This window comes from Rothia nasimurium (assembly GCF_049068285.1).
Taxonomy (GTDB): Bacteria; Actinomycetota; Actinomycetes; order Actinomycetales; family Micrococcaceae; genus Rothia; species Rothia nasimurium_I.
Genome location: NZ_JBLKPV010000015.1, coordinates 1 through 23,647, shown reverse-complemented (window position 1 = coordinate 23,647; position 23,647 = coordinate 1). Strand labels below are relative to the sequence as shown.

The following is a 23,647-nucleotide window of genomic DNA, read 5'->3' as shown; positions in this document are numbered from 1 at the left end:
GACGAAACCCCTGTTCTAGCGCCCATTTTTTCGTCACACCTCATGCATCCAATAAATCAGGAAGTTGCATTATGAGTAATTCATAATAAGCGGGTGGTATGATATAGCCATGATGACCGTGCATAAGCTCTCGGCGGGCGATGGGTATCGCTACTACACTGGCGAAGTAGCCAGTGCCGATGTGCTGCGCGATAAGAACCGTGAGCTGGGCGATTATTACACGGTCACCGGTATGCCGCCGGGTCAGTGGGTTGGTGCAGGTGCTGCCGAACTAGCCCTTACCGGTCAGGTCAATGAGCGCCAGATGAAGGCTCTTTTCTCCGGTCAGCAGCTGCCGGTCACCAGTGAAGAGCTGGCTGAACTTCTGGCGCAAAAGCCGGATAAATCAGAAGCAATCTACGCCTCAACCCTGGAAGAAAAGCGCCTAGAATACGCTACAAAAGCCTGGGATGTTCACCTGGCTATCAAGCAGGGTAAGACCCTAGAAGAGGTAGGTAATAACCTACTCAACGGCATTAGTCACCAGGCAGTAAGCAAGAAAATTGAGGCCTATAAGGCAGCAGGAAATGACTTCTCCAAGGCCAATAAAGCCGTCTACCGGACCCCTGAAAACCTAGAAGAACTCAAAGAAAACTTCCTGGCTAACTACCAGATGACCGAGACGCAGCAGGCCCGCGCCCAGAAAGCAGCGGCCCGAGCAGCAGGTCAAGAAACCGGCATTCTCTCCCGACGCAACGCTGAACCAGCCCACACTTTTGATACGGTCAAGACTCCCTATGTCAAGAAACTAGTTGAGGAAAAAGCCCGCTTCCTGCGCCAAAATGACCGCGAACCCACCAAGGAAGAAGCCCGCGAAATCCGTAACCGCGTGGCCGGTCAAACCTTCCGTGAAGAGCACCGCCGTGAACCCCGTAGCAAGGAAGAACTTAAACGTTGGGTTGCATCTCAAACCAAACCCCAGCAGCAAACTGTGGCCGGTTTCGACCTGGTATTTACCCCCACCAAATCCGTTTCAATTGCCTGGGGACTGGGAGATGAAACTCTACGCAAGGGCATTGAGACCGCTCACGAAAAAGCCATTCAAGACGTGGTGGCATACCTTGAAGAGAACGTCATCTACACCCGACGCGGTAAGGGTGGTATCGCCCAAGAAGACGTGAAATCAGGCATCATCGCCACTAAGTTCCGCCACTATGACTCCCGCAATGGAGACCCCAACCTTCACGACCACCTAGTAATCGCTAACAAGATTCAGGGCCAAGATGGACGCTGGCTCACCCTGGACGGGAGGATGCTCTACTCCTACAATGTGGCCGCCTCCGAGCTCTATAACTCCAAGATCGCTGAGCACATTCACGCAGATTTAGGTCTTGAGTTCGTGGGCGAAGAACGCAAAGGCCGGATGATTCATGAGCTAGCCGGTATTGACACTGGGACCATTCAAGCTTTCTCCTCTCGCTCCACCAATATCAACAAGATCCTGGCTGAACTGGAAGAAAAGTACATTCAAGAACACGGCTACGCACCCAACGATAAGGCTCGTATTGCCTTGCGCCAACAGGCAACTTTAGCCACCCGTCCCCATAAGGATGGGGCACACTCCCTGGCTGAATTGAACACTCAGTGGCGCGAACAGGTGCAGGTGAAGGGGCTGAATTTGCCTGTGGGTGAAGCACTTTACGCCCATCTGCAAGAAGCCTCTACCAAGCAGGCCGAGAAGGTTATTGAGGCCAAAGCCCAGGCACTAACAACTCCTGAAATTGAGCACGCCGAAGCTATCATTGAGCGTCTTCAAGCTACTCGCTCCACCTGGAAGATTACCCATATTCAGGCTGAAGCCGAACGCTATTTTAGGGATATAACTTCTGGTTCTGGTGTAGACCGGCAGAAAGTTCTTGCTACCGTTGCAGCGGTCAAGAACCAGTCTGTATCCCTGAATAACTTTGGTGAAGCGGTAGAGCTTCCCGCAGCTAAGCTGCGCCAGGACGGTACTAGCGTGTACCGTCGGGCAGACTATGAGCTCTTCTCTTCACATGCTGTATTCTCCGCTGAGCGTTCCCTCATCAATGCTGCTACCGTAGAAAAAGTTATCCCAGTTTCCACCCATGATGTCTTTGATCGTCAGGTTGCACAGCTCAAGGCTGAGGGCGGTCGGCTTTCCTCCACTCAGGAGGATATGGCCCGAGCCTTTGTGACCGACGAACGCCTGCTGGTGGTCGGTATCGGTCCTGCCGGTGCCGGTAAAACTACCTCGATGAAGGCCGCTGTGGATACCGCCAGAGCCAGCGGGCACAGGGTTATCGGTCTAGCCCCGACTGCTGTTGCTGCCTCCATTATGGAGAAGGAACTCGACATTGAGGCTATGACTGTTGCTAAGTTCACCAGCCCTCTTACCCCTGGCTTTGCTCTGAATCCTGGGGATGTGCTGTTGGTGGATGAAATCGGTATGGCTTCGACATTGGACTTAGCAAAGATCGTCGAGCAAGCCCGTGAACAGGGTGCTGTGGTGCGCGGTATTGGTGACTACCGCCAGCTTTCAGCCATTGGTTCTGGTGGTGCTTTACGCCTGATTGAGGCCGAGGCCGGGGCTATCTACCTTGAAGATGTCTTCCGCTTCAAGAATCAAGAGGAAGCGGCAGCGACCCTGGCTTTGCGTGAACCTGCGCTGGTGGGTACGGATAAGCCCTTTGACTGGTATTTGAACAATGATCGCATCACTGCCGGTGATAAAGAGGTCATGCTGGCCGATGTTTATGCTGCTTGGGCCGCTGATACCGCAGCCGGTAAACACTCTTTGATGTTGGCCCCGAGCAACGATGATGTCAAGAAACTGAATCAGTTTGCTCAGACCGCAGCCATCGATTCAGGGACAGTGAAAGAGTCCAAGCGTCAGGTGGTAGAGCTGGACGACGGCACCCGCGCTTTCCGTGGCGATGTCATTGTGACCCGTAAAAATGACTACAAGCTCAGGGTCAATAACGGTAAAGACTTCGTTAAGAATGGTGATAGTTGGCGGGTCAAGTCAGTCACTCCCTCGGGTGAGATTAAGGCCGTGCACACAGCCCACGGTGGAGTTGTAACCCTGCCAGCTGAATACGTCAGCGAATATGTACAGCTAGGCTATGCCTCTACTATTAGCCGAGCCCAGGGTGCGACAGTGGATACCGTGCACGCAGTAGCTGATAGTTCGACAAGTCGCGCTAACGCCTATGTGGCGCTTTCTCGTGGCCGTGAATCCAACAGGCTTTATGTTGCTACCACTGAAGGCCAGTCCCGTGATGACGTGCTGGGCGCTATTACCAACAACTTTGACCGTAACCTTTCCTTCCACGAAGAGGCGAAGGCCCAACGGGCAGCTGAACGCAATGTGGCAGCAGCCCTGGAAAAGTACGACGACCTCTCACTCTATGCTTCAGAAGAGGCTATGAAGTCTGTGGTAACTGAAGCTATTGGTGCTCAGAGTGCTTCTGCTTTCTTCCAGAGCCCGGCCTGGGGCGCTCTGGCACATGAACTAGCTGATACCTACCGTAGTGGCCTAGATCCAGTAGAGACTTTCACCCGCGCCTACCAGCAACGAGACTTGGCAGGTGCTGAGGACGTTTCAGCGGTACTGCACTGGCGTATTCAAGGAGTGCGAGCAGCTAATGAGGCAGCCCAGGAGCGGTTCGGCCAATATGCCCGGCCTATGGCTCATATTCCCACTGAGCAACTGGAGCAGCTCATTGCCCGCGCCCAGGAGCGCACCAAGCCGGTAAAGGAACGTGAAATTGAAGATCCACGCTGGATTGAACGTGACTACGCGCTAGTACCCTCGGCCCATCTGAAAGAAATGAGGGTCAATACCGTCAAGGCTCTCTCTGTTGCTGAATCAACCGGCGATACTCGAGCTTACGCCCAAATCTCAGAGAACCTGGCACTCATGGACGCTGAAGTGACCCGGCGTCGCTGGGCCTCACCTGAGCAGCGGCAGGTGGAAGAGATTGTTCGTGGTGAACGTCCCCGTTCTGGTGCTGATTTTACGATTCTGAATTCTCTGCAATGGGAGAAGAAGATTCGTGCCACCCTGATTCCCGAGGTACAAGCCCCCGGTGTCGAGTCTAAGGACCGGATTGTGAAGGGTGTGAGCGGTCATAGCCTAGATTCCTTCTGGCAGTATGACCAGTACACCCCGGATTCACTCAAGCGCGTGCTGAAGGCTCAGCACCGTGAGGTGGCTGAGCTGGTGCAGCTACGGGGCAAGCAACTAGCAGCAGAGAAGCCTGCCTGGACTGAAGAGTTAGGGCAGGTTCCTGCCCGTACCCGGAACGCACGGCACTGGTTCCGAGTGGCCGCTGAAGTTGAGGCCTTCCGCGAGAAGTACAAGGTGCCCGCAGGCGAAACTGAAGCCCTGCCAAAGGACTTGGTGCGTGGTGGAGATCAGGGCAAGTTCTTGAAAGGCCAGATCACCGATGTGCATAAGCGATACCGCCTCTCAAGCACCCTTAAGAGTGAAGAGACACTGTACGAGACTCTCTCACAACAGCTTGATACACGTATGGAGAAGGAAACTTCCTCAGAGGCAGAACAGCTCATATCCGCTGAGACCGCAAGGAGACTACAGATGCTAGAAGATGAAGAACGAACTCTCACTAGCACAGCAAAACAGCTAGATGCCTTGACCCAAGCGCAGAAGGAAGAGGTACAGGCCGCTCAGAACAAGGCCCAGAAAGCACAAGAGGAATACCAGAAGGCACAAGAACGCCTGAAGGAACTCCAGAGCCAAATCATGACAGAAGCACGGACTGATTTTGCTCACCTCCAGAAGACCAAAGAAGACGCTAATTCTGCTGGTATGTTTGCACGCCGTAAACTCCACGCCGTTTATGAGGAACAGCTCAAGTCCCATATTGCTAAGTGGGGAACTGACATTGACCCGGCGCAAGACCCCGGCAGCTACCTACGCTCTCGTCAGGAATACCGTCAGCTCAGGTCTGAAACTGAGACGCTGAAGCACCGTTCTGAGCAGGCATCTGTTCAGGCTCAAACCAGTAAGGAGAAGGTAGAAGCTACCCAGGAGCAGAGGCAACTGAACGCTGTGAAGCTACGTGATAACCAGCAGAAGCAGCGGGCTCTACGGACTCCCGCTAGCTCACAAGAGCAGCAGAAGCAGGTTCAGTCGCAGGCCCGTAAAGAGCAAGAGCGTGAAGCGTTCAGATCACGTTCAAAGGCTCAGGAACGGCAGCGTTAGACACAAAAAAGGGGCGGTGTCCTCACCATTATTTGGTGAGGACACCGCCCCAAATTGTTGATGGCAGCATCACAGAAATTTATGAATAATTAGCTTCAGAAGAAGACCTAAGCGCAGCGTAGGCATCAGCACCGAGCTGCTGACCTTCTAACTGACGAGAAAGCTCCAAGGTCTCCCTGTGGAGCTGATAGTTACAGCTGCGGAAAGGCGAACTTGGGCCGAACAGATACAGCGTATGATGGTCAACATCTCGCCAGAAATTATCTAGCCCGTCGCCGTCCCCTTCCTTGAGTGCAGCATCTAAACAGTGCAAGGTGTACAGCCGCTCCACCGCCTCCGGGTGTTCCCACCACCTAGGACAAGGCAAGTGAGCACCACCCTTTTCAAAAGCAGTAGATTCATAGGTGTTAAAGAACCAATCGACGAACTCAGTAAAAGCCCTCAGCTCCTTATCACCCATAGTTTCAAGTCTCTTAGCAACAGTCATAAGCTACACCTTTCACGAATGAGTCGGTTCAAAACCCAGAGAACGAGCAACCGCAGCAACATCAGCAGTTGATACCGCAGCAGAAAAATCTTCATCCTCAAACCAGGGCTTTTTCTCCACAATGCCTGAGCCAAAACCAGCAATGCGAACAACAGCCTGATAGCGGGGCAAGTTTGCTAACTCACTGACCGTCATAATGTCGTGCCACTGTTTGGAATGTGAAGAGGTCCGCCGCGCGACCGAGCTTGTACCACCAGAGGCAGAATTGTACGAGTAGGACGATGTAGAGCGTTCATACTTGCCAATCATGGCCGAGAGCGATTCCAGCTCTTCCTTATCTTCCAGGCCGCCACCGACAACTTTTACCGTTGCAGCTGAACGAATTTGCTTATACCCGGTCTTCCCCCACAGCTTCTCACCAGAGGCATAGGCCTGAAGATAGGCATTGACGACCAGGCCTTTAGAGCCGTAGTAGGTGTACCGATCGGGTAAATCCTTGATATGAACCGTGTTATTGATTTCGTCCAAATCAGCCACCAGGGGCGGGTCAAGACGTGGAGCAGCAGCAGCTGAAGCAGCAGCAAAGACAGCATCAACGAGTAAGGAAGAAAGGGAAGCGGCAGAAGTTCCCCCATCCTTCACCAGGACAATCAAAGTGTCTTGGCTCCGAACGAATGCATCAGGGCTGAAAGAATCAGCTGAACCGTCTGGCTCAATCCACTTAAGCACCATATCGTTTGCAATAGGCCCTAAGATACGAGAAGCCCCGGCCAAGATATTGTCACGGGTTTTATCAGGCTGATTAGCAAGGCCCTTAATGTCCAAGGCAAGTAGCGGGAACCCCTCGCTAAGCAGAGCCTCCAACCTGCTCAGGTTGCCGTCAATCAGTAGCTTATGCAGATCATAAATTTTCATTCTCTGCTGTGAAGCAATGAACAAGAGCGCCACAGCCAAGGCATAGGACTTAGGCTCAAAGAAGGAGTCAGAAGAAGAAACCGTATCAGCATCTGTGAGCTTGGTGGAATGGTTGAGAATCTTTGCTACAGCCTCTGCATCAGACTTAGTGTTCACCCGTGACCACAGATCCCACTGCATCCAGGGAGCTGAATTCTGTTCTGTCTTCGGCAGCACTGCCTCAGGGTCAAAAATCCAGACGCGCCCACGGTTGCCCCGGGCGGCAATAACTTCAGCTACCCCATCATATTTATTGGTAGTCAATATGTAGGGTCCCGGTGATTGGAGAGCATTAGGGATGACGTATCCAGTGGTCTTACCCATGCGGGCACCCATGAAGATAAGAGAACAGGACTCCCAGGACTGAAAAACCGGTGTCTTGCCCTTATCAATCGTTCCAAGGAGCAAGCCCCTTGAATCAGTCGTTTTGGCCAAATCGGTAGAAGAGGCTGCCTGAGCTAGTTTCTGAGCCCTCATGAGCCGGTTTTTCGTCTCGACTGAGTTGGAATCTTGAGAGTCTACGGGATAAAGCGCAGCCAGGATAATGACTCCTAACCCTACGAGTCCCAGCAGAACCCAAGTAATAATTCCGGCCTTCCTTTTGCCTGTCAGCACTTGAATGAGTCCTGAGAGCGGGTGCTGGTCAGGTGGGGTTGTTCCTCCCAGAACAGCGCCTAGCTGAAGAGCTATCCAGATACCCGCTAAGGCCGCAATGAAAACCACCAGAAAGCGGATTGATTTTGATTTGAGCATCGGAAATTCTCCTGAACAGAAGAAAGGGAAGCCACGGTTTCCCGTAGCTTCCCCTCTGTATCTTTTTTAGCGGCGGCTACCCATAGCTTCGATAGCCTGAGACCAAGCCTTGTTGGATTCTAGGAGCTTCTTCTCCTGAGCCGTCAAAGTCACCTGGAAAGGACGTCCAGGGCCAGGACCTGCTTTGAAAAGGAACTTACCCAGCCCCACCGGAGGGGTGATCTTGTGTGTGTTCGGGTCCATCACGCCATCTGGCGACCAATCCACCAGCTGCTTCTTCTCCTTCTCGCTCATAGGGATCACTTCATCCAAGGCCGGCATATCCGTACGAGATAAAGCCCCGTAGAGCTTGAAGGGAGAACGCTCCAAGAAGCCCTTGGCTTTTTCAGTCAGTCGTGAATCAGCGAAGACCAGGTCTTTAGGCGTATGCGTCACGGCCATCTGAGCAATACCGATGGTTCGATTAAGGCGTGTGTACTCGTCGATGAACCCAATCATCTCAGGGTCCAGCTCCAGCAACTGCCACATCTCGTCAAGAACCACGAAGTAATGCAGCTCAGGCATCAGACCGATATGGGCTAGAGTCTTAGCCGCAGACATGGCTGCCTGACCGTAGTACCAACACACAATCTGAACCGTGGCCAGCAAGTTCTTATTTCCAAGAACCCGGACGGCGGAAATATCGAAGTCCACAGGTCGGGTCAAATCAAGGTGTTTTGAGGTTTGCTGCGAGAACATGTTGCCGTAGACGCCTCCGGCAGAAAAAACGTTCAGAGCTAGCAGCAGGGCCCGAGACTCTTTAACATACTCTTCTTCAGAATCAACCAAAAGGGCTGTTCGGAAGCGTTCTCCACCTTGGGCGATAGAATCCTGCACATCAGCAATGAGCGGCTGTCGTGGCGGGGTCATCGCCTCGCAGCGTTCGGTAGCGTCCTGTACCCCTAGGGAAAGCAAGAGCGAGTCATGGGCGACGGCTTGTGCCTTTTCCTCGCCAGAGAGACGGAACATAGCTAGTAGTGTCGAGACGCGCCTGGTGTGCATCTCAGCTCTGAGGCCCTGGGCATGGTTGGTGCCATGCTGAGCATCGTAGGCTTCAATCTCACCGATACGTTGCCACAAGGGGCCAGCATCAAGAGGGTTCACACAATCCAAATCAGGGCCCAACCGAACGTGAACACCGCCCAAGGCTTTTACTGTTTCAGCGTAGTCAGGTTTGGTATCGCCAAGCACCATAGGGATAAACCCTGAATCAGCGCAACCAAGCATCATCCGCTGAACCAGGGAGGACTTACCACGACCATTGAGAGCCATGAGAACCCCAGACGGAGCTGAAATCAGTCCGGCCAGATACCAGGAAATAGGGTCTCCGGTAACCGGCTGCTGGTTCAGGAGGTTCTTCCCCAAGATCGTTCCCACAAAAGGAGTAGAAGAACCAACAGAGAAGGGGAAGAGACCTGCAACCTGCTGAGAAGAGGCAGAGAACTCAACGAGTGGTTCAGTCACCGCGGTGTATCCGCCGTCTCGACGCTTGAAACCACGTTCACCCAGAGTTGGTAGCCCGTAGCGTTCTGCCTCAAACTCTGCTTCTTCTTTACCGCGCCAACGGTCATATTTCTTCAGGATTTTTGCGGTGAGATCAACAAGGAAATCCATGGTCTATTTATCCTTTGAGCTTGAAATCTCGCGGTGTCAGACCTAGCCCTAGTCCAAGGGCAAAAGCTGCATCATGAGAATAGGTTGCTTCGCGCAAGCGCAGGTTAATTCCGCTGGTTGCTTTACGAGAGGTCTCGGCTGCAAGGCGTGGGAACTTCTTAGGGTCATCGGTTGTCACCGTGACGACCAGCCCGAAAGGCACCAAAGTAGCTCCATGTGCCATCTCTGCTTCAGTCCGCTCTGCCTTTTCTTTCAAGGTTCGAGAGCGGGAACCACCCTTTTTTCCCTTCTGGTTTGCATCCCAGTAGGCATCATCGACAATCTCTAGGGCCAGTTTGGAGGACACATCATTCGATAACGGACGGTACAGCAAAGTTACGACCTTCCGCTCTGCCAGAGGTTCGGGTGAAAGCAGCGCCTTCATCGAATCCTCGTAGAAGAGGGCGGCAGGAGGCTTCCACATCTGGAAAGATTTGGAGTAGTAGCCTGAGTGCTCGTACCAGTCTTTTTCTACCTCGTGATAGGTAGGGCCTACTTCTTCCCAGAGAAGTCCGGTGCCTTCAGCCGTGTTCTTGGCCTGATCTACAGCCATTGACTTATCGGGGTTATACATGACATAGATATGGTCTGTAATGGACTGTGAGTCCATCAGGTTAGTGACGCCACCAGCCGCTTCTGAAATAGAGTTCACAAAGCCGTGGATGATGGTTGAGATTTCCTCAGCTAGTTCTTCTTTACTGCGGGCAGGCAGACCGGCTTCAACGACTGGGCGAGCTGAGAAAGTCAATGAGACATGGTGTTCTACCTTGGGTAGTTCCTGATTCTCAATTTCCAGTACCTCGTCCATGATGGTTCGGGCGGTCAGAGGAATATCGCGGTCCCCGGCAATTGAGCGTTGTTTTGCAACCGCCATCGGCAGGCGCGTGCCTGAATCCTTGGTGGTCACGACTTTGGCTGCGATCTGGATAATCGAGGCAGAGATACCAGCCTCCCGGTGGAAGGCCGCGAACTGGGCAACCATTCGGTCAATATCCTCTTGGTCCATGAGCTGAAGACCGGGAACGGCTACCGAAAAGAAGACTGTTCCAGTGAAGCGTTCAGGGTCCCAAATCAGCCCATAGGGTACGTGGAAGGAATTCGTGTACTGGTGGTTTTGAGTTCCAGCTAGTAGACCGGGAAGACGGAAGGACCCATCGGGCAGATTGGATGAAGGTCCAGGCCGGTAGCTTGTGTAGCCCTGAGCTTTGGCTTTCTTAAAGAGTTTCATCATCTTTTTTTCTTCCCACTTATAGCGCCCGAAGGCTCCTTTGCGCAGCCGAAGAAAAATGATGATGGCTGCAATCAGAATAATGCCGAGAGTAACGAGGAAGGTTAGCCCAGTACCGAGAAAGGGCAACCTGGAACCAATGAGATAGACACCGAAGGCAACGAAGATGGCTCCTAGACCGAAGTTTGAAACTTCTTTAGGAACGCCGAGCCAGCCAGAGTTAGGCGGGATGATGATATTGCCGTAGCGTATGCGTTCTTGGTTTTGCTGAGACATTAGATACCAGCTCCTTCTGCCTGGATAGCTCCACTTGTTTCTTCACCCGCTGCACGGGTCAATTCGGTGAGATACTGCTGGGCCAGATACCCAGAGGGACCGGAATTGCTGGTGTACCCAGAATTCTTGATATACGGGGTCTGCTCTGAAGCAGCTGTTCTTGAGGTGTGAGGGGCACCAGCCTGCTCAGCAGAACCAGTTGAGCTTGATCCTGAAGAACTAGAAGAACCAGTTGCAGGGCTTGAATCATCCTCTGTAAACGACGTCCTCTCAGAACTACCAGTACTATCAGCAGATCCCTGAGCAGAGAATTCAGAGGAAGCCACAGCTCCTGACTCAGCGGCAGCAGAAAAATCAGCAGAGCCCGAAGCACCTTCATCTTGCAGTTGCTCTGGGCCTGCCCCAGTGTTCTCTGTCGGAGCTGGTGTTGAGGAATCAGCAGAAGTGAAATCCGCTTCTTCCGTTCCCAATCCGCCGCCAGGGGAACCTGAGGTACCAGCGGAAGCAGAGTCCTCTGAGGCAAATCCGCTCTCCGTTGGATGGCCAGAAGATGAGGAATCGTCATCTCCTAGAGCAGGTGCAGCAGAGGCATCTCCGTTCGTATCTGTCTCAGTTCCCTTAGTGTTAGCGGGGGTAGATTCGCTGGCGGATGAGGCATCATGCCCGGCACCAGTTTCAGAGCTAGCGGCTTCAGCAGCCACATTTTTTGCTGTATTGCCGGCAGCTTCAGCAGCTTTTGCTGTTTCTTGGATAGCAATCGTTGTTCCAGCCGTAGCTGCACCGCCTGCCGCTTCAGCGCCAGCGGCGGAAGCAGAAGAACCGGCTGCACCAGAGGAGGAAGCACCCGCAGCACTCATACCTGCTCCTGTTGCCTCACTAGCAGACGCGCTAGAGCGTGATGCCTCAGAAGTGGAAGTACCAGATGAACTTGATGAACTAAAAGCCTGGAAAGCTGCACCACCAGCTACACCGGCCATTGCTGACATGAAGCGTCCCCCGGATGAGCCCAAAACTCCAGCTAGAGGAACGAGAAGTTTAACCAGGGCAGGTAGAGAAAAACAGACCAAGATAACGCACATGGTACCCATCAAGATACCGAGCATGGGGTTCTGGCCGTCCTCGCTTCGAGCACTCTCTAGGAAATTCGACCCGTGAACTAAGGAGATACCAAAGCCATACAGCAGAGCAGCCACTGGTTTAAAAGCAACGCAGGAAAGAATCCAGGCTACCTGCTTCTTCAAAGCAGCTTCACCAGCTTTAGTAGTAGAAGCAGCCGCTGTAACCGCCAAGGTTGCCCCCAGTACGTTAGCTACAATATCTGATCCCAGAGCCATCATGGCCTGGATAACAGATGCAATGAGCATGAAGGGCAAACAGACAATCAGAAGACCTGCAATGGCACCATCGACGGCCATATCCACCGATTCAAGATTGAACATGGAGGTAACAGTTCTCAGGTCTTCATCGACTCCTGCGGTCATCGTGTCATAGATCCAAGGAGCTACAGCTGAAGAGGTCACCATCAGCAGATGCGTCCCGGCCATTCCGGCAGCACCGAAAATGACGGTGCGGAAAAGGCCATTGACGATTTGTGAGGTGTCCTCTGTTGCCCCTTGGTGACGGGATGCTCTCACCAGAGCAATCATCAAGGCCGGTATACCGACCCATGCCACGAAGGGGGAAGCAATCTCTGCAACACGGTATGCAGCGGTTCCTTCATCAACGCCAAGGGGGTTGATGCCTAGCCACCAGGAGGCAATGAAGTCTACGATTCCAGAAACCCAGCTATAAAGGGAACTAATTAAGGATGAAATCATCTGGCCGAACGTTGATTCAGCAAGACTTTCAAGAGCTTTCCCAATAAAGTTCATGGTTACTCCTGGATATAACTAAATTGCGGCTTCTCAGTAGTGGTTGTGGTGTCGATATAGAAATCACTAGGGCCGGTGATGATTTTCCAGTCCTTTTCCCATACGAGGTTCACGGTCATCTTGTAGGTCTCTAACCTATTTTTCGGTGTGATGAAAACATGGACTGTAGCGTTGTTGGGGCTGTAGTTCTGGACGGTAAATCCGGTGACTTTTAGGGTGGAAGCATCAGGCAGTTGCGCCCCTGAAGCGAGGTACTGCTCTGAACCAGCCTTCATTTGATCCCAATGTTGAGAGGCAGAAATTTTGGCTTCTGCTTCATCAAGCATGGTCTGTGAGCCGCCGGGGTGATAGCCCAAGGCTGCGTTGAGGGCAGCGAGAGCAGCACCTGTTTCGGTTCGTGCGAAACCTGCACGAGCACCACTTCCTAGTTGTTCACAGCCACCGGCCGTATCTGACATCGGTACCTGGAACCCCAATGGAGAGCCGGTCAAGGTGATGTTGTTGGGTAGACCCGCAGATGTCAGCGGTTCATTGGTAGATAGTGTTTCCTGGCAGGTGTAGGCAAAAGCAACTGATTCTTCAGGTGCTTCTGCGCTCTCTTCTTTTGTGGTGCTCGTGCAGGCGGTGGCTCCGGTGAGGATGACACCGGCGATTGCTAGAGCTTTGATATTCATTCTCACCGGAGAGGTCCTTTCATCAGTAAGGGAGTGGAGTGGTCTTAGACACCTGCTAGTAGGGTGAAGATAGCCGGAGCTGCTGCAAGTAGCACGGCTGCTACCAGCGGCCAGGTAGGTGCTTCTACCTTCTCTTCTGCGTGTCCATTGCGGGCTTTACCTGCTTTGACAAGTCCGAACATGAAGTATCCGAACAGAACCAGAGCACCGCCCCACATAATCCAGGCAAGAATGGTGGTGAGGTTATCTGCCCCGGGGATAGCTTCGGGCGAGACATCGATAGCATGTGCTGAGGTCATAGTCAGAGCCATGATTACAGCAGAAGTGACGAGAGCTGCGGTAGTTTTCTTCAGGGGGTTTTCATGGGTTTTTCCTTCATTGTCAATTAAGGGATGGATAGTGTGGGGATAGAAAAGAGGTCACTGCTGTGATGCAGTGGCCTCTTGTAGTTCAGTGAGAACAGCTCGGAAACGTTTGGGATACTTGGTCACAGGTTCGCCAGGCTCTCTTAACTCAGCAAGGTAGGGGATAATCCATCCGTGGTGCGCCATTCTCAATACCTTTTTTGCTTCTGCAATGGTTGCTTTTGAGAGCTTAGGGCGATCATGGACGGCAACCACACCGATAATTTCAGCCCCGGTGGGGGTATATCCTTGCCGGAGTAACGCTGCTGCTTTGAGAAGATGGTCAGCTGCTGTGGTGGTCACCAAGATGACGTGTGTTTCTTCCCCGGAGGGCTCAGTGAGCTCTCCTAAAGAAGCGTTGACGAGAGTAGATACCCCTACACCTCCAGCCACAGGGTAGAGTCCTGTAGCTGATGATGTAGGAAAATCTGCTTTGAAATGAAAAGATGCTTGAGATCCTAGAATCTCGTCAAGTCCCATCTTTTCTTCCTGTTCTTCTACTTTCTCGGGAAGAGCAAAGGGATTTTCTGCTTTCACAGCACTTGCTTTGCTCCTAGAGCTGAAAGCACTAAGCCTCATTTATTCCTCCTTAACTTTGAGCATGTAGAGCCTTGAGGGTAGGTCTGAGTTGCTGGGTTTATAGAGCACAGCAGCTCGACCTTCTGGATCGAGAGTCGAGGGAATAGCAGAAGAGCTGCTACCTGTCGGGAGATTCCAGTTGATGACCTCTCCGTCTGTTGAAATGCGGGAGGCTTCAACTCCTGTTGTCCAGGCGTACCCTGCACCGTATTTGGCAGCTGTGGAAACCTTCATGGCCTGGTTAGTTTCAACATCTACAAAGAGACCTTGGGCTAGAAACTTATTGCGCTGGGCGTCTACGGTGACGTTGTTTGCTGAGGCTTGCCCTGCGATAGAGCGAGGTTCATCTAGGGTGTTTTCAGAGCTCAGCTCGAAAAGTTCTAGTTGGGCATCTGAGAGTTGCCCTTCTTTGCCCCAACGCACTACTGCTGTGTCCCTGACGCCGGTGAGCGGTCCTTGGTAGATATATCCTGCTACCTCTGGAATACCGACTGGCTCAGGTAGCTCTGGATTATCTGAGTCAATCATCCAGGCTTTCGGTTCGGTTTTAGAAATCATCCAGGCTTTCTTGTCGTGGATAACCGTAGGTACTGAGTCAGCCGGTTGGACGAGCTTCGTCAGGTTTCCCTCGGCATCTGGTACATAGGCGTACCCTGTGCTTTGGAAGATAGGTACTCCTGAAACCCAGTCCAGGTTCGCGTGGTCGGTTGGTGGTTCTATCTGGGTCAGTTCACCTCCGATGGGGCCGATAGCTGCGTCTTTGGAGGATCCAGAAACTGCGATGATGTTCTGTCCGATACCGTAGGTAAGATATATATCTTTGACCGTGAAAGGGGCTGAAATTCGGTCAATTTCTTGTCCGGTTTGCCCGTTGAGACGGATAATCTCAGAGTCTTGGGCGTAGATAATATCCTCTCCTACAGTGATAGGAGCGGCTGTAGCATCTACAACATAATCAGCGTAGGTATCCCATCCGGCAGGTGCTGAGATAGGAAGCTGTGCTGGGTCAGGAAGCGCCTTATCTTCTTGAGTTCCCCCAGCTAGCAGGCGGTAGCCCAGGGCGAGAAGTGTAATCAGAAGAAGACCAATCCCTATCATGAGTGCTGTTCGAACAGGCTTGCTGAGGGAGCCTAGCTTTCCTTGAGATGCAGCTGCTGCTCTAGCCTTGATCGACCCAGAGCGTGGGAGCTGTTGTTCAGGGATAGGCTCTAGCACACCGAGTTTGGGGTTGTAGTACATCTTGAATGCATCGCCGGTAAAAGCGGTGACGTTTACCCGAATAGCATCAGAGGTATTGAGCTGTTCGAGTAGGTCTTTGACGATACTGATTCCGATGTCATGGGTCTCTTCTCGGGAGAGGTCTTCCACAGGTATATCGGTATCGACAATGACTGTTGATGTTCCTTGGGACCTGCCGACGATACGGTTTTCTTCCTGGGTGATAGAGATGGTGGGGAAGGCAGGTAAAGGGGGCAGAGAATGTTCTTCTTTACTCTTCATCTGCATCAGTTCACTTTCAGTTGTTCAACTTTTACTTCATCACCCTCTGGTACGAGGGTGAGGGTAAAAGTTCCGGCTGTAGATTCAACGGTGATTGTTGCTGAGTTTTGGACTGCAAAGTTTGAATCCGTGATGGCTGTGATTTCGCCGGTCTGGTTCAGAGATGGGTCAATGTACTGTGCTTTTTCTTTGAAAGCCTCAGTTCCCCAATGGCCTAGAGAGTCTTGCCATTGGCGTGTTACCTCGTATTCGCTCAGGTAACGGCTGACGGTATCAGCGGCAACGTAGTAGGCCATTGCTTGCTGTTCTTGGCTCCAGGCTGATTCCTCTGTGGCCGGTGCAGTGGCGCTGGGTGCAGGTGGTGGTGTGGTAGAGGCGTCATCGGGAGTGGAAATACTGTAGATGCCAATGCCTGCGGAGAAGATTAGAGCGGTGATTGCGGCCCCAATGCCAGCTCCTGCCAGCCAAGGTTTTGAGGTGATTTTCTTATCCGTCATGATCTTTCCTCCACAAATCCGTCAGTGGCACTGCCGCTAACTTTCCAGGTGTCGCCTTCTTTGACCATGCCTACTGAGGCAATAGCTTTGCCCCCGGTTGAAGTGGTTCCGTCTCGTCCAATCCAGTCCCATTCCACGAGATAGACTCTCGTTGCGCTGTTTTCTGTGTCCTGGCTATTGACTTCAGTTGGGGAGAGGGTCACTGAAGGCTGGGAATAGGCTTGGTGCTTATAAGCCTGGTTGAACATGCCCTGCGCGGCGTTTCTCTCAGGTTCTACCTGTCGTTGAGCGAATTCTTCAGTCATGAGTTCTTTTGCTCTAATAGATGCAGCAGTAAGGGTTCGGTCATGTACCGAGTCCCAGCAGTAAGTCATCATGACATAACCACGAGAGAGCGCATCAGGGTTTGAGGTATCAATGTCCTCTGGGTTTAGGCAGTTTCCATCAGCTATGGAATTCATGGTGTCCTCCTCCGGGGCGATAGTGCGCGCTGTTGTAGTGACCGGGGCGGGGGCCGCTTCTTCTGGCTGTGAAGATGAACAGCCGACACAGAGTAGGGCTGTTGTTACCAGTAGGGCTGAGGTGATGGTTAGTCTACCCATGCGCCTTTCTCCTTCAAGATGGGTTCGGGGTCGAGGTTGCCTGAACGGTCGTTGAACCACCCAAAATTTCGAGTATCAAAACCAGGCTTATAAATCTCGAGATGCAGGTGAGTTGGCACTGATTGGCCGGTCATTTCCAGGATGGTGCCCGCCACGTTTCCTTCAACTCCAATGACGTCGCCGCGCTTGAGTTCTTGGCCGATGCTGACCTGATCTGAGTTCAGATGGCAGAAACCAAAGGTGAATTTTGGTTCTTCAGTTGCCGTTCCCCATACGCACCCATCCTTGGCGTATTCATCAACAATGACCATATCGACCGGGGCAATAATGGGTCCGCCAGATCCGTAACCAGCACCGGGGGTAGCGAGGTCTACGCCCCAGTGGACACCACCGTTGGCAGCATCAACGCCGTTGCCTAGGTTTCGACCTCCATAGCCATTGGTGAATACGCAATCAGGACAGGGATTAGTCCACTCTCCATCTCCGAGGTCTCCATCCCAGGAGGTTGCACCAGGCACTTGCTTACATCCGGGTGAGAACTGGACTTGGGCTCCGGCAAGAATTTTTGCAATGTAGTTCTCTGTCTCTTCATAGGGCGGGATGCCTTTAAATTCAAAGACGGCTCCAGGCCCTGCGTTATAGGCAGCCAGGGTGAGCTTTACATGTAGGTTTTCATCACCGTTTGCAAGGTGGGCTACTTGGTCTGCGAGGTCTCGCATGTAGCGCCCGTATGCGTCCAGAGCATCTTCAATGTCGTAGACGTCCCCGCCGTTTCCGTAGACTGCCCAGGTGGAGTCAATGAACTGGGCTGGCCCTTTGGCTCCAGCTGATGAACCGGCCATACGGTCAAAGTTGGATTCTGCTTGAATCTGTTTTGCCACAACTGATGCCGGCAACCCAGAGACTTCTGCTGCTTTTTTGATGGGCTCGACGTATTCAGATGGAACGTTGATTGCGCCAAAATCCTCTGTTCCTTCTTCCCCATCCTCCGCTGCTGTTTCGCTGCTGGTTGTAGAGGCGCTTGTTGCTGGTGTACAGGTGGAGGCTTGGGCGCTGTCGGTGTCGATGACTCCAAACATGACGATGAAGAATAGTGGGGCAAAGACGATGATAAAAACCAGAGCGATAATTCCTATGCCCCAGGTTGCTTTGTTGTTCATCTGTGGAGCTTTCAGGTGTGGTCTGGGTGAGTTTTTCCGTGGTTGTTGGTTTTGGCTTTTTTACTTCTCGGTGATGGGCGGGGCAGGTTCGGGGGCGCTGCTGATGTGAGAGCTGAGAAGATTAGCTCCAGCATGTATGCGATGGCCGCTTGCCGGGAGGCCCCGGTGTTCTGGGAGATCTGGTCTGCCTGGTTACTGCATGTGGCGCATAGGGTGAGCGTCCGTTTATTGAGCGGTACTTTCTCTATGCTGGGAGAATCTTTGAGGGAGCTGTAGCACAGAGAGCAGAGTAGAGGGTCCTTATCTGTCATAGGGGCGTCCTTGCGGTGTACGTGATTTGTGGTCTCACAGATGTATATGAGCGAAGGGGCCGTTTGGAGAACAGAATGGGGAAATTTTTTTAAACTTTTTTCTGACCAGCAGAAACACCACTGAACAGAACACAATTGTTTTGTTTGATTGTGTTCTGTTCAGTACTGTTCTGTTCTATGGGGTTTTATGAAGGCTAGGAAGGGCAGCTACTGCATCCCACAGGTCCTGCTCGAAGTAGCCGACGTATTGCTGGGTAGTGCTAATGTCAGCGTGCCCAAGAAGCTGCTGAACAACCTTGATGTCTTTAGTCCGCCGATAAACTTCAGTGGCAAAGAGACGGCGCAGACTATGTGGAGTGTACCCCTTGCCTAGGGCAGCAGATATTTTGCGCCCTACATAGTCATGGGTGCGGTGTCCTGAGAATCGCCCTGGGAAGTAGTAGCCATGAGTTTTTAGCCTGAGTAGTGCTTGGAGGTCAGGGTGTGCTGGAATGATGCGAACATGCCCACCTTTACCTGTGATACTCAAATAGGATCCGTGGAAATCGCTGGTATGCAGGGAAGCTATCTCGGTTCGCCTCAGCCCGGCCAGGCCAGCTAGAAGCAGAATGAGGCGGACCTCTTGATTTTCTGCGTTCTGAACCGCCTGTGCAAAGACGTCATAAGGGGCGGGCGGGTGCAGCTTTCTGGGTACAGCAACTGAAAGCAGCTGGTCCGTAGGTGCCTGGGTAATAACGCCAGTGGTTTTGAGATAATGATAAAGCCCTCGCACAGAGGCGAGGGCAGATTTCTTGGTGACGGGGCTCCATGAGGGGTTAGCTAGCCAGGTGGCAAGCTGGGAGGCAGTGAGCTCTTCAGGAGACTGTGTGGGGTAGTCATGAGCTATTCGGTTAATCCAGTAGGTTCTGGTGCTGATGGTTCGGGGCGTGCGCCCTGCTGCGGTAAGCCAGGTGATGTAGCCGGTAATGTGCGGAGTCCAGGGAGAGTCCATTGGGCCTTCCTTCTAATTGTGGTGTAAATGAGAAGAAGGGGCGGGCGCATTGTTTTCTGCCGAGGAGAGCTGTATCTACCTGCTGGGTCTGGCTCTTGTGGGGCTAGTTTTTCTTGGGTCGGGTGTAGGGGGTGCCGTATGAGTCCTGGGTTGCTTCATGGTAGTGCAGGGCTGGCTTGGCATCGTTGATGGTTCTGAGCACTGCGTTTTCAAGGAAGTTCATAGGCACATCATCTGGAACGTGGGTAGCGATTGCGCTGTCAATCTCTTCAGGGGTTGGTTCCCGGTCGGGGTGGCTTAGAGATAGGTGCCATTCTTCGTTGGGTGAGTTCTGGCCGATGGTAGGGCCGGAGACGATGCAGCGGAGCTTGCGGTCGTGGCGGGCGGTGAAGATACGGGTGTCGATGCCGCCTGCAAAGTTGTTGCGTTCGTATTGCCAGAAGATTTTGTTCATGGTGCTAAGGGGGCCTCTTAGATAGGAGGGTGCTGTTTCTAGCCATTGTATGCCGTTATCAAGAGGTCGGGAAGAAGCGGGGAGCTTCAGCGTATCGCAGCTTTGGGCAGGTTCTACTGGCTGTAGATTCTGCTGAGAATGATGATCCATTTTGCTGTGCGGTGGTGGATTGGGTCTGATAATCCGTGGGTCGTGGGTTCGAGCCCCACAGGGCGCACATCTTCATCAGATTCACCCCGTTCCGGCGATGCCGGAGCGGGGTTTTCTGCATCTTCACCGGTGAGAGGTACATCAACTACAGGACCAAGAAGCTGTCCGAGGGTGATTCCCATATGTGCCGCAATCACACCTAAGTCGTTGATGGTAAACGCGCTTACTCCTCGAAGTCTCTTTGACAAAGCAGAGTGGGCCATGCCTATTTTGTCTGCCAGTTGACGGGCACTTAGTCCACGTCTTCCCATCCAGGCCTTTACCTCCCCTGCGACAGCTAGTTCAAATTCAGAAACAGGGCCACTTGTCCATGTCTTAGGCATCATGCCTCCCTAGTGGATAGAACGTTTACGTTCTCCAAACTAACACATACAGTCTAAAAAGTTCGTGTTTGTGTCCAAAAAGTGCACGTATAGCTTGAGGTGTGAGCATTAAAGTTCTAATGTGTCCTTTATGGACACGAAAATAGATATATCAACTGAGGTAGGCCTTAACGTTCGTGCAGAGCTCGCGCGTTCAGGTCAAAGCATTACAGGCGCGGCACAGGCACTTGATTTGAGTGCTCCTGCTTTCCGCCGTCGTCTGAAGGGGCAGGTTCCTTTCAATGTTCACGAGCTAGATCAGTTGGCTGCTTTGTTGGGTATTGCCTATGAGCAGCTAGTGAACCCTGTGAGGTAAACCCGCATGAACTCAACTATCACCGCAGAGAAGTACGGCATCACCCAGACTAAGGCCGGAAAACCTGCCAGCGCGTGTGCTTCCCAAGGGCAGCTTGAGACCTTGTTAAGTGACCCTTGTCGAGAGCAAAAATTAACAGTTTTCGAAGCCTCCCACGGGCTCCCCGAACTGGCCCCTACATCTCAAGCTCCCCACCCTAGGGAGGCTCGCTACATTGCCATGACTACCCATATAGTTTCAATGCTTCCAGAAACAGCTCGCAACACGCCTAGCTCTCTCTGGTATCTACTGGCAGGACTCTCCTCATGACACTTGAACACGTCACCTGGGCTATGAAACAGGACATTAAAGGTGCTGAGTACAAAGTTCTTATTCAGCTGGCTAACCGCTGCAACCACCACGGCATTTACGATGCAGGTCAAGAAGTCCTTGTCGCAACTACTGGTTACAAAGAACGCGCGGTACGTGAAGCAGTTAAAAAACTTCGCGAAATGAACCTCCTGCACACCGAGCGGCAAAGGAGTGAATTTGGGCTTGGCAGAGGCGCTGACATCATCGTTCTGCATCCACAAGTGGATACCTACACCCTGCCTGACTATATCGAGTCACCTGAAGAGATAGAGCTCTTGCGCCGGTCAAGAGAGCTAAATGAGACAACTAGGGAATGGGGTATTTCACCTAGTCAGACTCTACCGGCAAAAAATGCCGGTAAGGGAAACATGCCTGTGGATAACTTTCAGCAAAATGATGTTTACCCTAGTCAGACTTTACAGGCAGATTTTGCCGGTAAGGCAAGACTTACCGGCAAAATCTCGTCACCTACCGGCACCACAATGCCGGTAGAGAACGTGATTCTGCCGGTAGAGCAAAAAAGTGCCTTAAAAGGATACGCGCGCGACGCGCGCGCGTTAAAAGGAAATCTTTTGACTGATTTAAATCAATCAATCAGTCAATCAGGTAACACCAGTACAGGCGTGCGAACCTTTGAACAAGCTCCACCGGTAACCGACAGACTGACTGAACATGAGAGCAAAAACGAAATCTGCGGAATCCCCACCAAGGACTTCATCCGCCAACTTCGCGCAGGACTTGTCCGCCACCGCAGCATCGACACCCGCAGCTTCTCTGACGAACAGCTCTCGATTGTCGTAGAAGAAATTCTCTTCACGCGAGCAGACCTCACCAAGATCACCAAACCCGTTGGTTTTTGCATCAATGCCATCGCCAACGAGCCAGGAGGAATTCCCGCAATTCTGGAGGCCCCCACCTTCAGAAAACGACACCAGCAACAGATGGTGGTTGAAGAGTCTCATAAACACCAAGGTGCAGTGCAGCGTACCTGTCCAATACACAACCTGGACTACCCATCAGGCGGAGAGTGCCGTAGCTGTGCAGCTGACCGCAAAGCAGCCCCTTCAGAAGACCCCTGGAGTCCACCAGAGCCCCAAAACTCCCACAGGGTACCCAGATTCCACCGAGAGACCCAAACAGCCTAAGAAAGGACCCCAGACCTCAAACAACCCAGCACGCTAGGTTCCCCCACTCACCACACCTAGACCACCCACAAAGTCCCGAACCCAAAAAATTCCCATATGCCTTCAACCCCTGCCGATTTCCCCTCACCACCGGCAGGCAGCGAAAGCAGGAAAGAGACACCTGTCATGCAAGACGACAACAACATGCAACAAAACCACAACTGCCAATGGACACCAGAACGCCTAGAAGCCTGGAAGACCACCAGCAAGGTCATCTACTCCGTTCTGGCAAAATTCCCACACATCAGCGACCTGCACGGTGCCATCGAAGACACCCACCAAGAAACCTTCCTGGCTGCTCACCAAGGCCTGCGCACTTTCGACGGAACCCACGGTGACTTCGGAGCCTGGATCCGCAGCATCGCCGTTAGGTGCGCCTACGCCCACCTGCGAACCATCAAAAGTGATGACCGCACCCAAGCAGAAGCCACCGCCGAAGCAGCTCTTACCGGCCTGACCTCAGACTCAGCCCTAGAAGCTCTGCTGGCCCTGAGCCACATGGAAGAGAAACTCCAAGACCTAGCAACGGTACTGGGCATCGCAGTCAAAATTTTGGGGGACATCGAACCCATCACCCGAGTACTGAACCTAATTTTGGTCGAAGAGCCCCTGAGCTACCGAGCCACCGCCGAGGTGCTGGGCATTGCTGAGAAAACCCTCTACAAGTCCAGTACCAGAGTGCTCATGTACACCGAGGTCATTTACCGGGCTCTGCTAATCCACCGCTACCGCAAGGAAGAAGGCCTAGAGACAGCCCCGGTACTCATGCAGGAGGTCATCTCCTGCCTACCCCAGAGCAAACTGGACAAAGCCCCGCACTTTACCCACTGCGTTACCGAAGCAACTCTAGACGCTGGACACGTGGACGGCATCGACGTTTCAGCCCTAGCTGAAGCCTGTAACTGGAGCTACGCCTACACACGGCGCTGCATCTCCACCACCTGCGAACTTTTCAACCTGGCTCTCACCGTCATACAGCAAGGAGACATCTAGCCACCACTCAAAAGAACAAAACAATATGCAATAGAACTAAACAATTGTGTTCTGTTTAGTTCTATTGCACCCCTAGAGGGTAGGGCGCCCGAAAACTTTCCCTGTTCTGCTCTCAAAACACCCCAAATCCTCATATACACCTGTGGGGAGGCACCTAGCCTCCCCACCCATTCGAAAGAGAAAAGAGAATCTATGAAGCCCGCAAAGCTCACCGGCTCAGCCGCAGCCCTGGCCGCAGCTTCCATGCTCGCCGTGGCTCCCTTAGCTTTTGCTGAGGACGCCCAATCCTCACCAACCCCGAATACACCCCGGCTAGCTACCGTCCAAGCAGCCGAGGAAAAGCCCACCGCCGCGCTCAATGGCGACCAGCCCGCTGAGGAAGAAACCCCGGAGCCTATCGAGGTTGTGCCGGTACCGACGGCCAGCCCCACCGAGGCACCTCAGCCTACCGAGGAACCCTCACCGGAGCCTAGCGAAAGCGCAGAGCCTACCCCTGAACCTGGAGAGGATGAAACCCCGGAGCCTATCGAGGTTGTGCCGGTACCGACGGCCAGCCCCACCGAGGCACCTC

The 23,647-nt window shown here is 52.8% G+C and carries 19 protein-coding genes and 1 pseudogene; 5 read left to right on the top strand and 15 right to left on the bottom strand.

What is annotated here, in order from left to right:
- Positions 1-109 precede the first annotated feature (109 nt).
- Positions 110-5,227: a MobF family relaxase gene (gene mobF, locus ACMXX3_RS11075; protein WP_421084767.1), complete on the top strand. Its 5,118-nt coding sequence runs from the start codon at positions 110-112 to the stop codon at positions 5,225-5,227.
- Positions 5,228-5,306: 79 nt separating this feature from the next.
- On the opposite strand, the gene ACMXX3_RS11070 is transcribed toward mobF, so the two are convergent.
- The 15 genes from ACMXX3_RS11070 to ACMXX3_RS11000 form a co-directional block, all read right to left on the bottom strand.
- Positions 5,307-5,714: a DUF4913 domain-containing protein gene (locus ACMXX3_RS11070; protein ID WP_421084766.1), complete on the bottom strand. Its 408-nt coding sequence runs from the start codon at positions 5,712-5,714 to the stop codon at positions 5,307-5,309.
- 12 nt (positions 5,715-5,726) lie between these two features.
- Positions 5,727-7,421, bottom strand: a complete 1,695-nt coding sequence (locus tag ACMXX3_RS11065; RefSeq protein WP_421084765.1) for a type IV secretory system conjugative DNA transfer family protein — start codon at positions 7,419-7,421, stop codon at positions 5,727-5,729.
- A gap of 66 nt (positions 7,422-7,487) precedes the next feature.
- Entirely contained in the window at positions 7,488-9,074 is a 1,587-nt protein-coding gene (locus ACMXX3_RS11060; RefSeq protein WP_421084764.1) for a hypothetical protein, read from the bottom strand.
- 7 nt (positions 9,075-9,081) lie between these two features.
- Positions 9,082-10,617 carry an SCO6880 family protein gene (locus tag ACMXX3_RS11055; protein ID WP_421084763.1) on the bottom strand — a complete coding sequence of 512 codons (1,536 nt, stop codon included), beginning with the start codon at positions 10,615-10,617 and terminating at the stop codon, positions 9,082-9,084.
- A complete protein-coding gene (locus ACMXX3_RS11050) occupies positions 10,617-12,488 on the bottom strand; it encodes a hypothetical protein (RefSeq protein WP_421084762.1) in 1,872 nt (623 codons plus the stop codon). Before ACMXX3_RS11050 ends, ACMXX3_RS11055 begins: the two co-directional genes overlap by 1 nt.
- 2 nt (positions 12,489-12,490) lie before the next feature.
- Positions 12,491-13,162 (bottom strand): hypothetical protein, encoded by a 672-nt coding sequence (locus ACMXX3_RS11045; RefSeq protein ID WP_421084761.1) that lies wholly within the window; start codon positions 13,160-13,162, stop codon positions 12,491-12,493.
- A 44-nt stretch (positions 13,163-13,206) separates the two neighbouring features.
- Positions 13,207-13,461, bottom strand: a complete 255-nt coding sequence (locus ACMXX3_RS11040) for a hypothetical protein (RefSeq protein ID WP_421084760.1) — start codon at positions 13,459-13,461, stop codon at positions 13,207-13,209.
- A gap of 120 nt (positions 13,462-13,581) precedes the next feature.
- A complete protein-coding gene (locus ACMXX3_RS11035) occupies positions 13,582-14,103 on the bottom strand; it encodes a DUF6668 family protein (RefSeq protein WP_421084759.1) in 522 nt (173 codons plus the stop codon).
- A gap of 42 nt (positions 14,104-14,145) precedes the next feature.
- Positions 14,146-15,645 carry a hypothetical protein gene (locus tag ACMXX3_RS11030; RefSeq protein WP_421084758.1) on the bottom strand — a complete coding sequence of 500 codons (1,500 nt, stop codon included), beginning with the start codon at positions 15,643-15,645 and terminating at the stop codon, positions 14,146-14,148.
- A 5-nt stretch (positions 15,646-15,650) separates the two neighbouring features.
- Entirely contained in the window at positions 15,651-16,142 is a 492-nt protein-coding gene (locus ACMXX3_RS11025) for a hypothetical protein (protein ID WP_421084757.1), read from the bottom strand.
- Positions 16,139-16,744: a hypothetical protein gene (locus tag ACMXX3_RS11020; protein WP_421084756.1), complete on the bottom strand. Its 606-nt coding sequence runs from the start codon at positions 16,742-16,744 to the stop codon at positions 16,139-16,141. Before ACMXX3_RS11020 ends, ACMXX3_RS11025 begins: the two co-directional genes overlap by 4 nt.
- The gene (locus ACMXX3_RS11015) at positions 16,732-17,904 is read right to left on the bottom strand and encodes a transglycosylase SLT domain-containing protein (RefSeq protein ID WP_421084755.1); all 1,173 of its coding nucleotides are present in this window, start codon (positions 17,902-17,904) and stop codon (positions 16,732-16,734) included. Before ACMXX3_RS11015 ends, ACMXX3_RS11020 begins: the two co-directional genes overlap by 13 nt.
- Before the next feature lie 486 nt (positions 17,905-18,390).
- Entirely contained in the window at positions 18,391-19,206 is an 816-nt protein-coding gene (locus ACMXX3_RS11010) for a tyrosine-type recombinase/integrase (protein WP_421084754.1), read from the bottom strand.
- A 103-nt stretch (positions 19,207-19,309) separates the two neighbouring features.
- Positions 19,310-19,660, bottom strand: a complete 351-nt coding sequence (locus tag ACMXX3_RS11005) for a hypothetical protein (RefSeq protein ID WP_421084753.1) — start codon at positions 19,658-19,660, stop codon at positions 19,310-19,312.
- Between the two features lie 113 nt (positions 19,661-19,773).
- Positions 19,774-20,196: a helix-turn-helix domain-containing protein gene (locus ACMXX3_RS11000; RefSeq protein WP_421084752.1), complete on the bottom strand. Its 423-nt coding sequence runs from the start codon at positions 20,194-20,196 to the stop codon at positions 19,774-19,776.
- A 127-nt stretch (positions 20,197-20,323) separates the two neighbouring features.
- Here ACMXX3_RS11000 and ACMXX3_RS10995 point away from each other — a divergent pair, with 127 nt between their 5' ends.
- The 4 genes and pseudogenes from ACMXX3_RS10995 to ACMXX3_RS10980 form a co-directional block, all read left to right on the top strand.
- Positions 20,324-20,548, top strand: coding sequence for a helix-turn-helix domain-containing protein (locus tag ACMXX3_RS10995; protein ID WP_421084779.1), 225 nt, complete (start codon positions 20,324-20,326; stop codon positions 20,546-20,548).
- Between the two features lie 305 nt (positions 20,549-20,853).
- Positions 20,854-22,044, top strand: a complete 1,191-nt coding sequence (locus ACMXX3_RS10990) for a hypothetical protein (RefSeq protein ID WP_421084751.1) — start codon at positions 20,854-20,856, stop codon at positions 22,042-22,044.
- 165 nt (positions 22,045-22,209) lie between these two features.
- Complete coding sequence (locus ACMXX3_RS10985) at positions 22,210-23,076, top strand: RNA polymerase sigma factor (protein WP_421084750.1); 867 nt, start codon at positions 22,210-22,212, stop codon at positions 23,074-23,076.
- A gap of 192 nt (positions 23,077-23,268) precedes the next feature.
- A pseudogene (locus tag ACMXX3_RS10980) lies at positions 23,269-23,647 on the top strand (hypothetical protein); the annotation flags it as partial.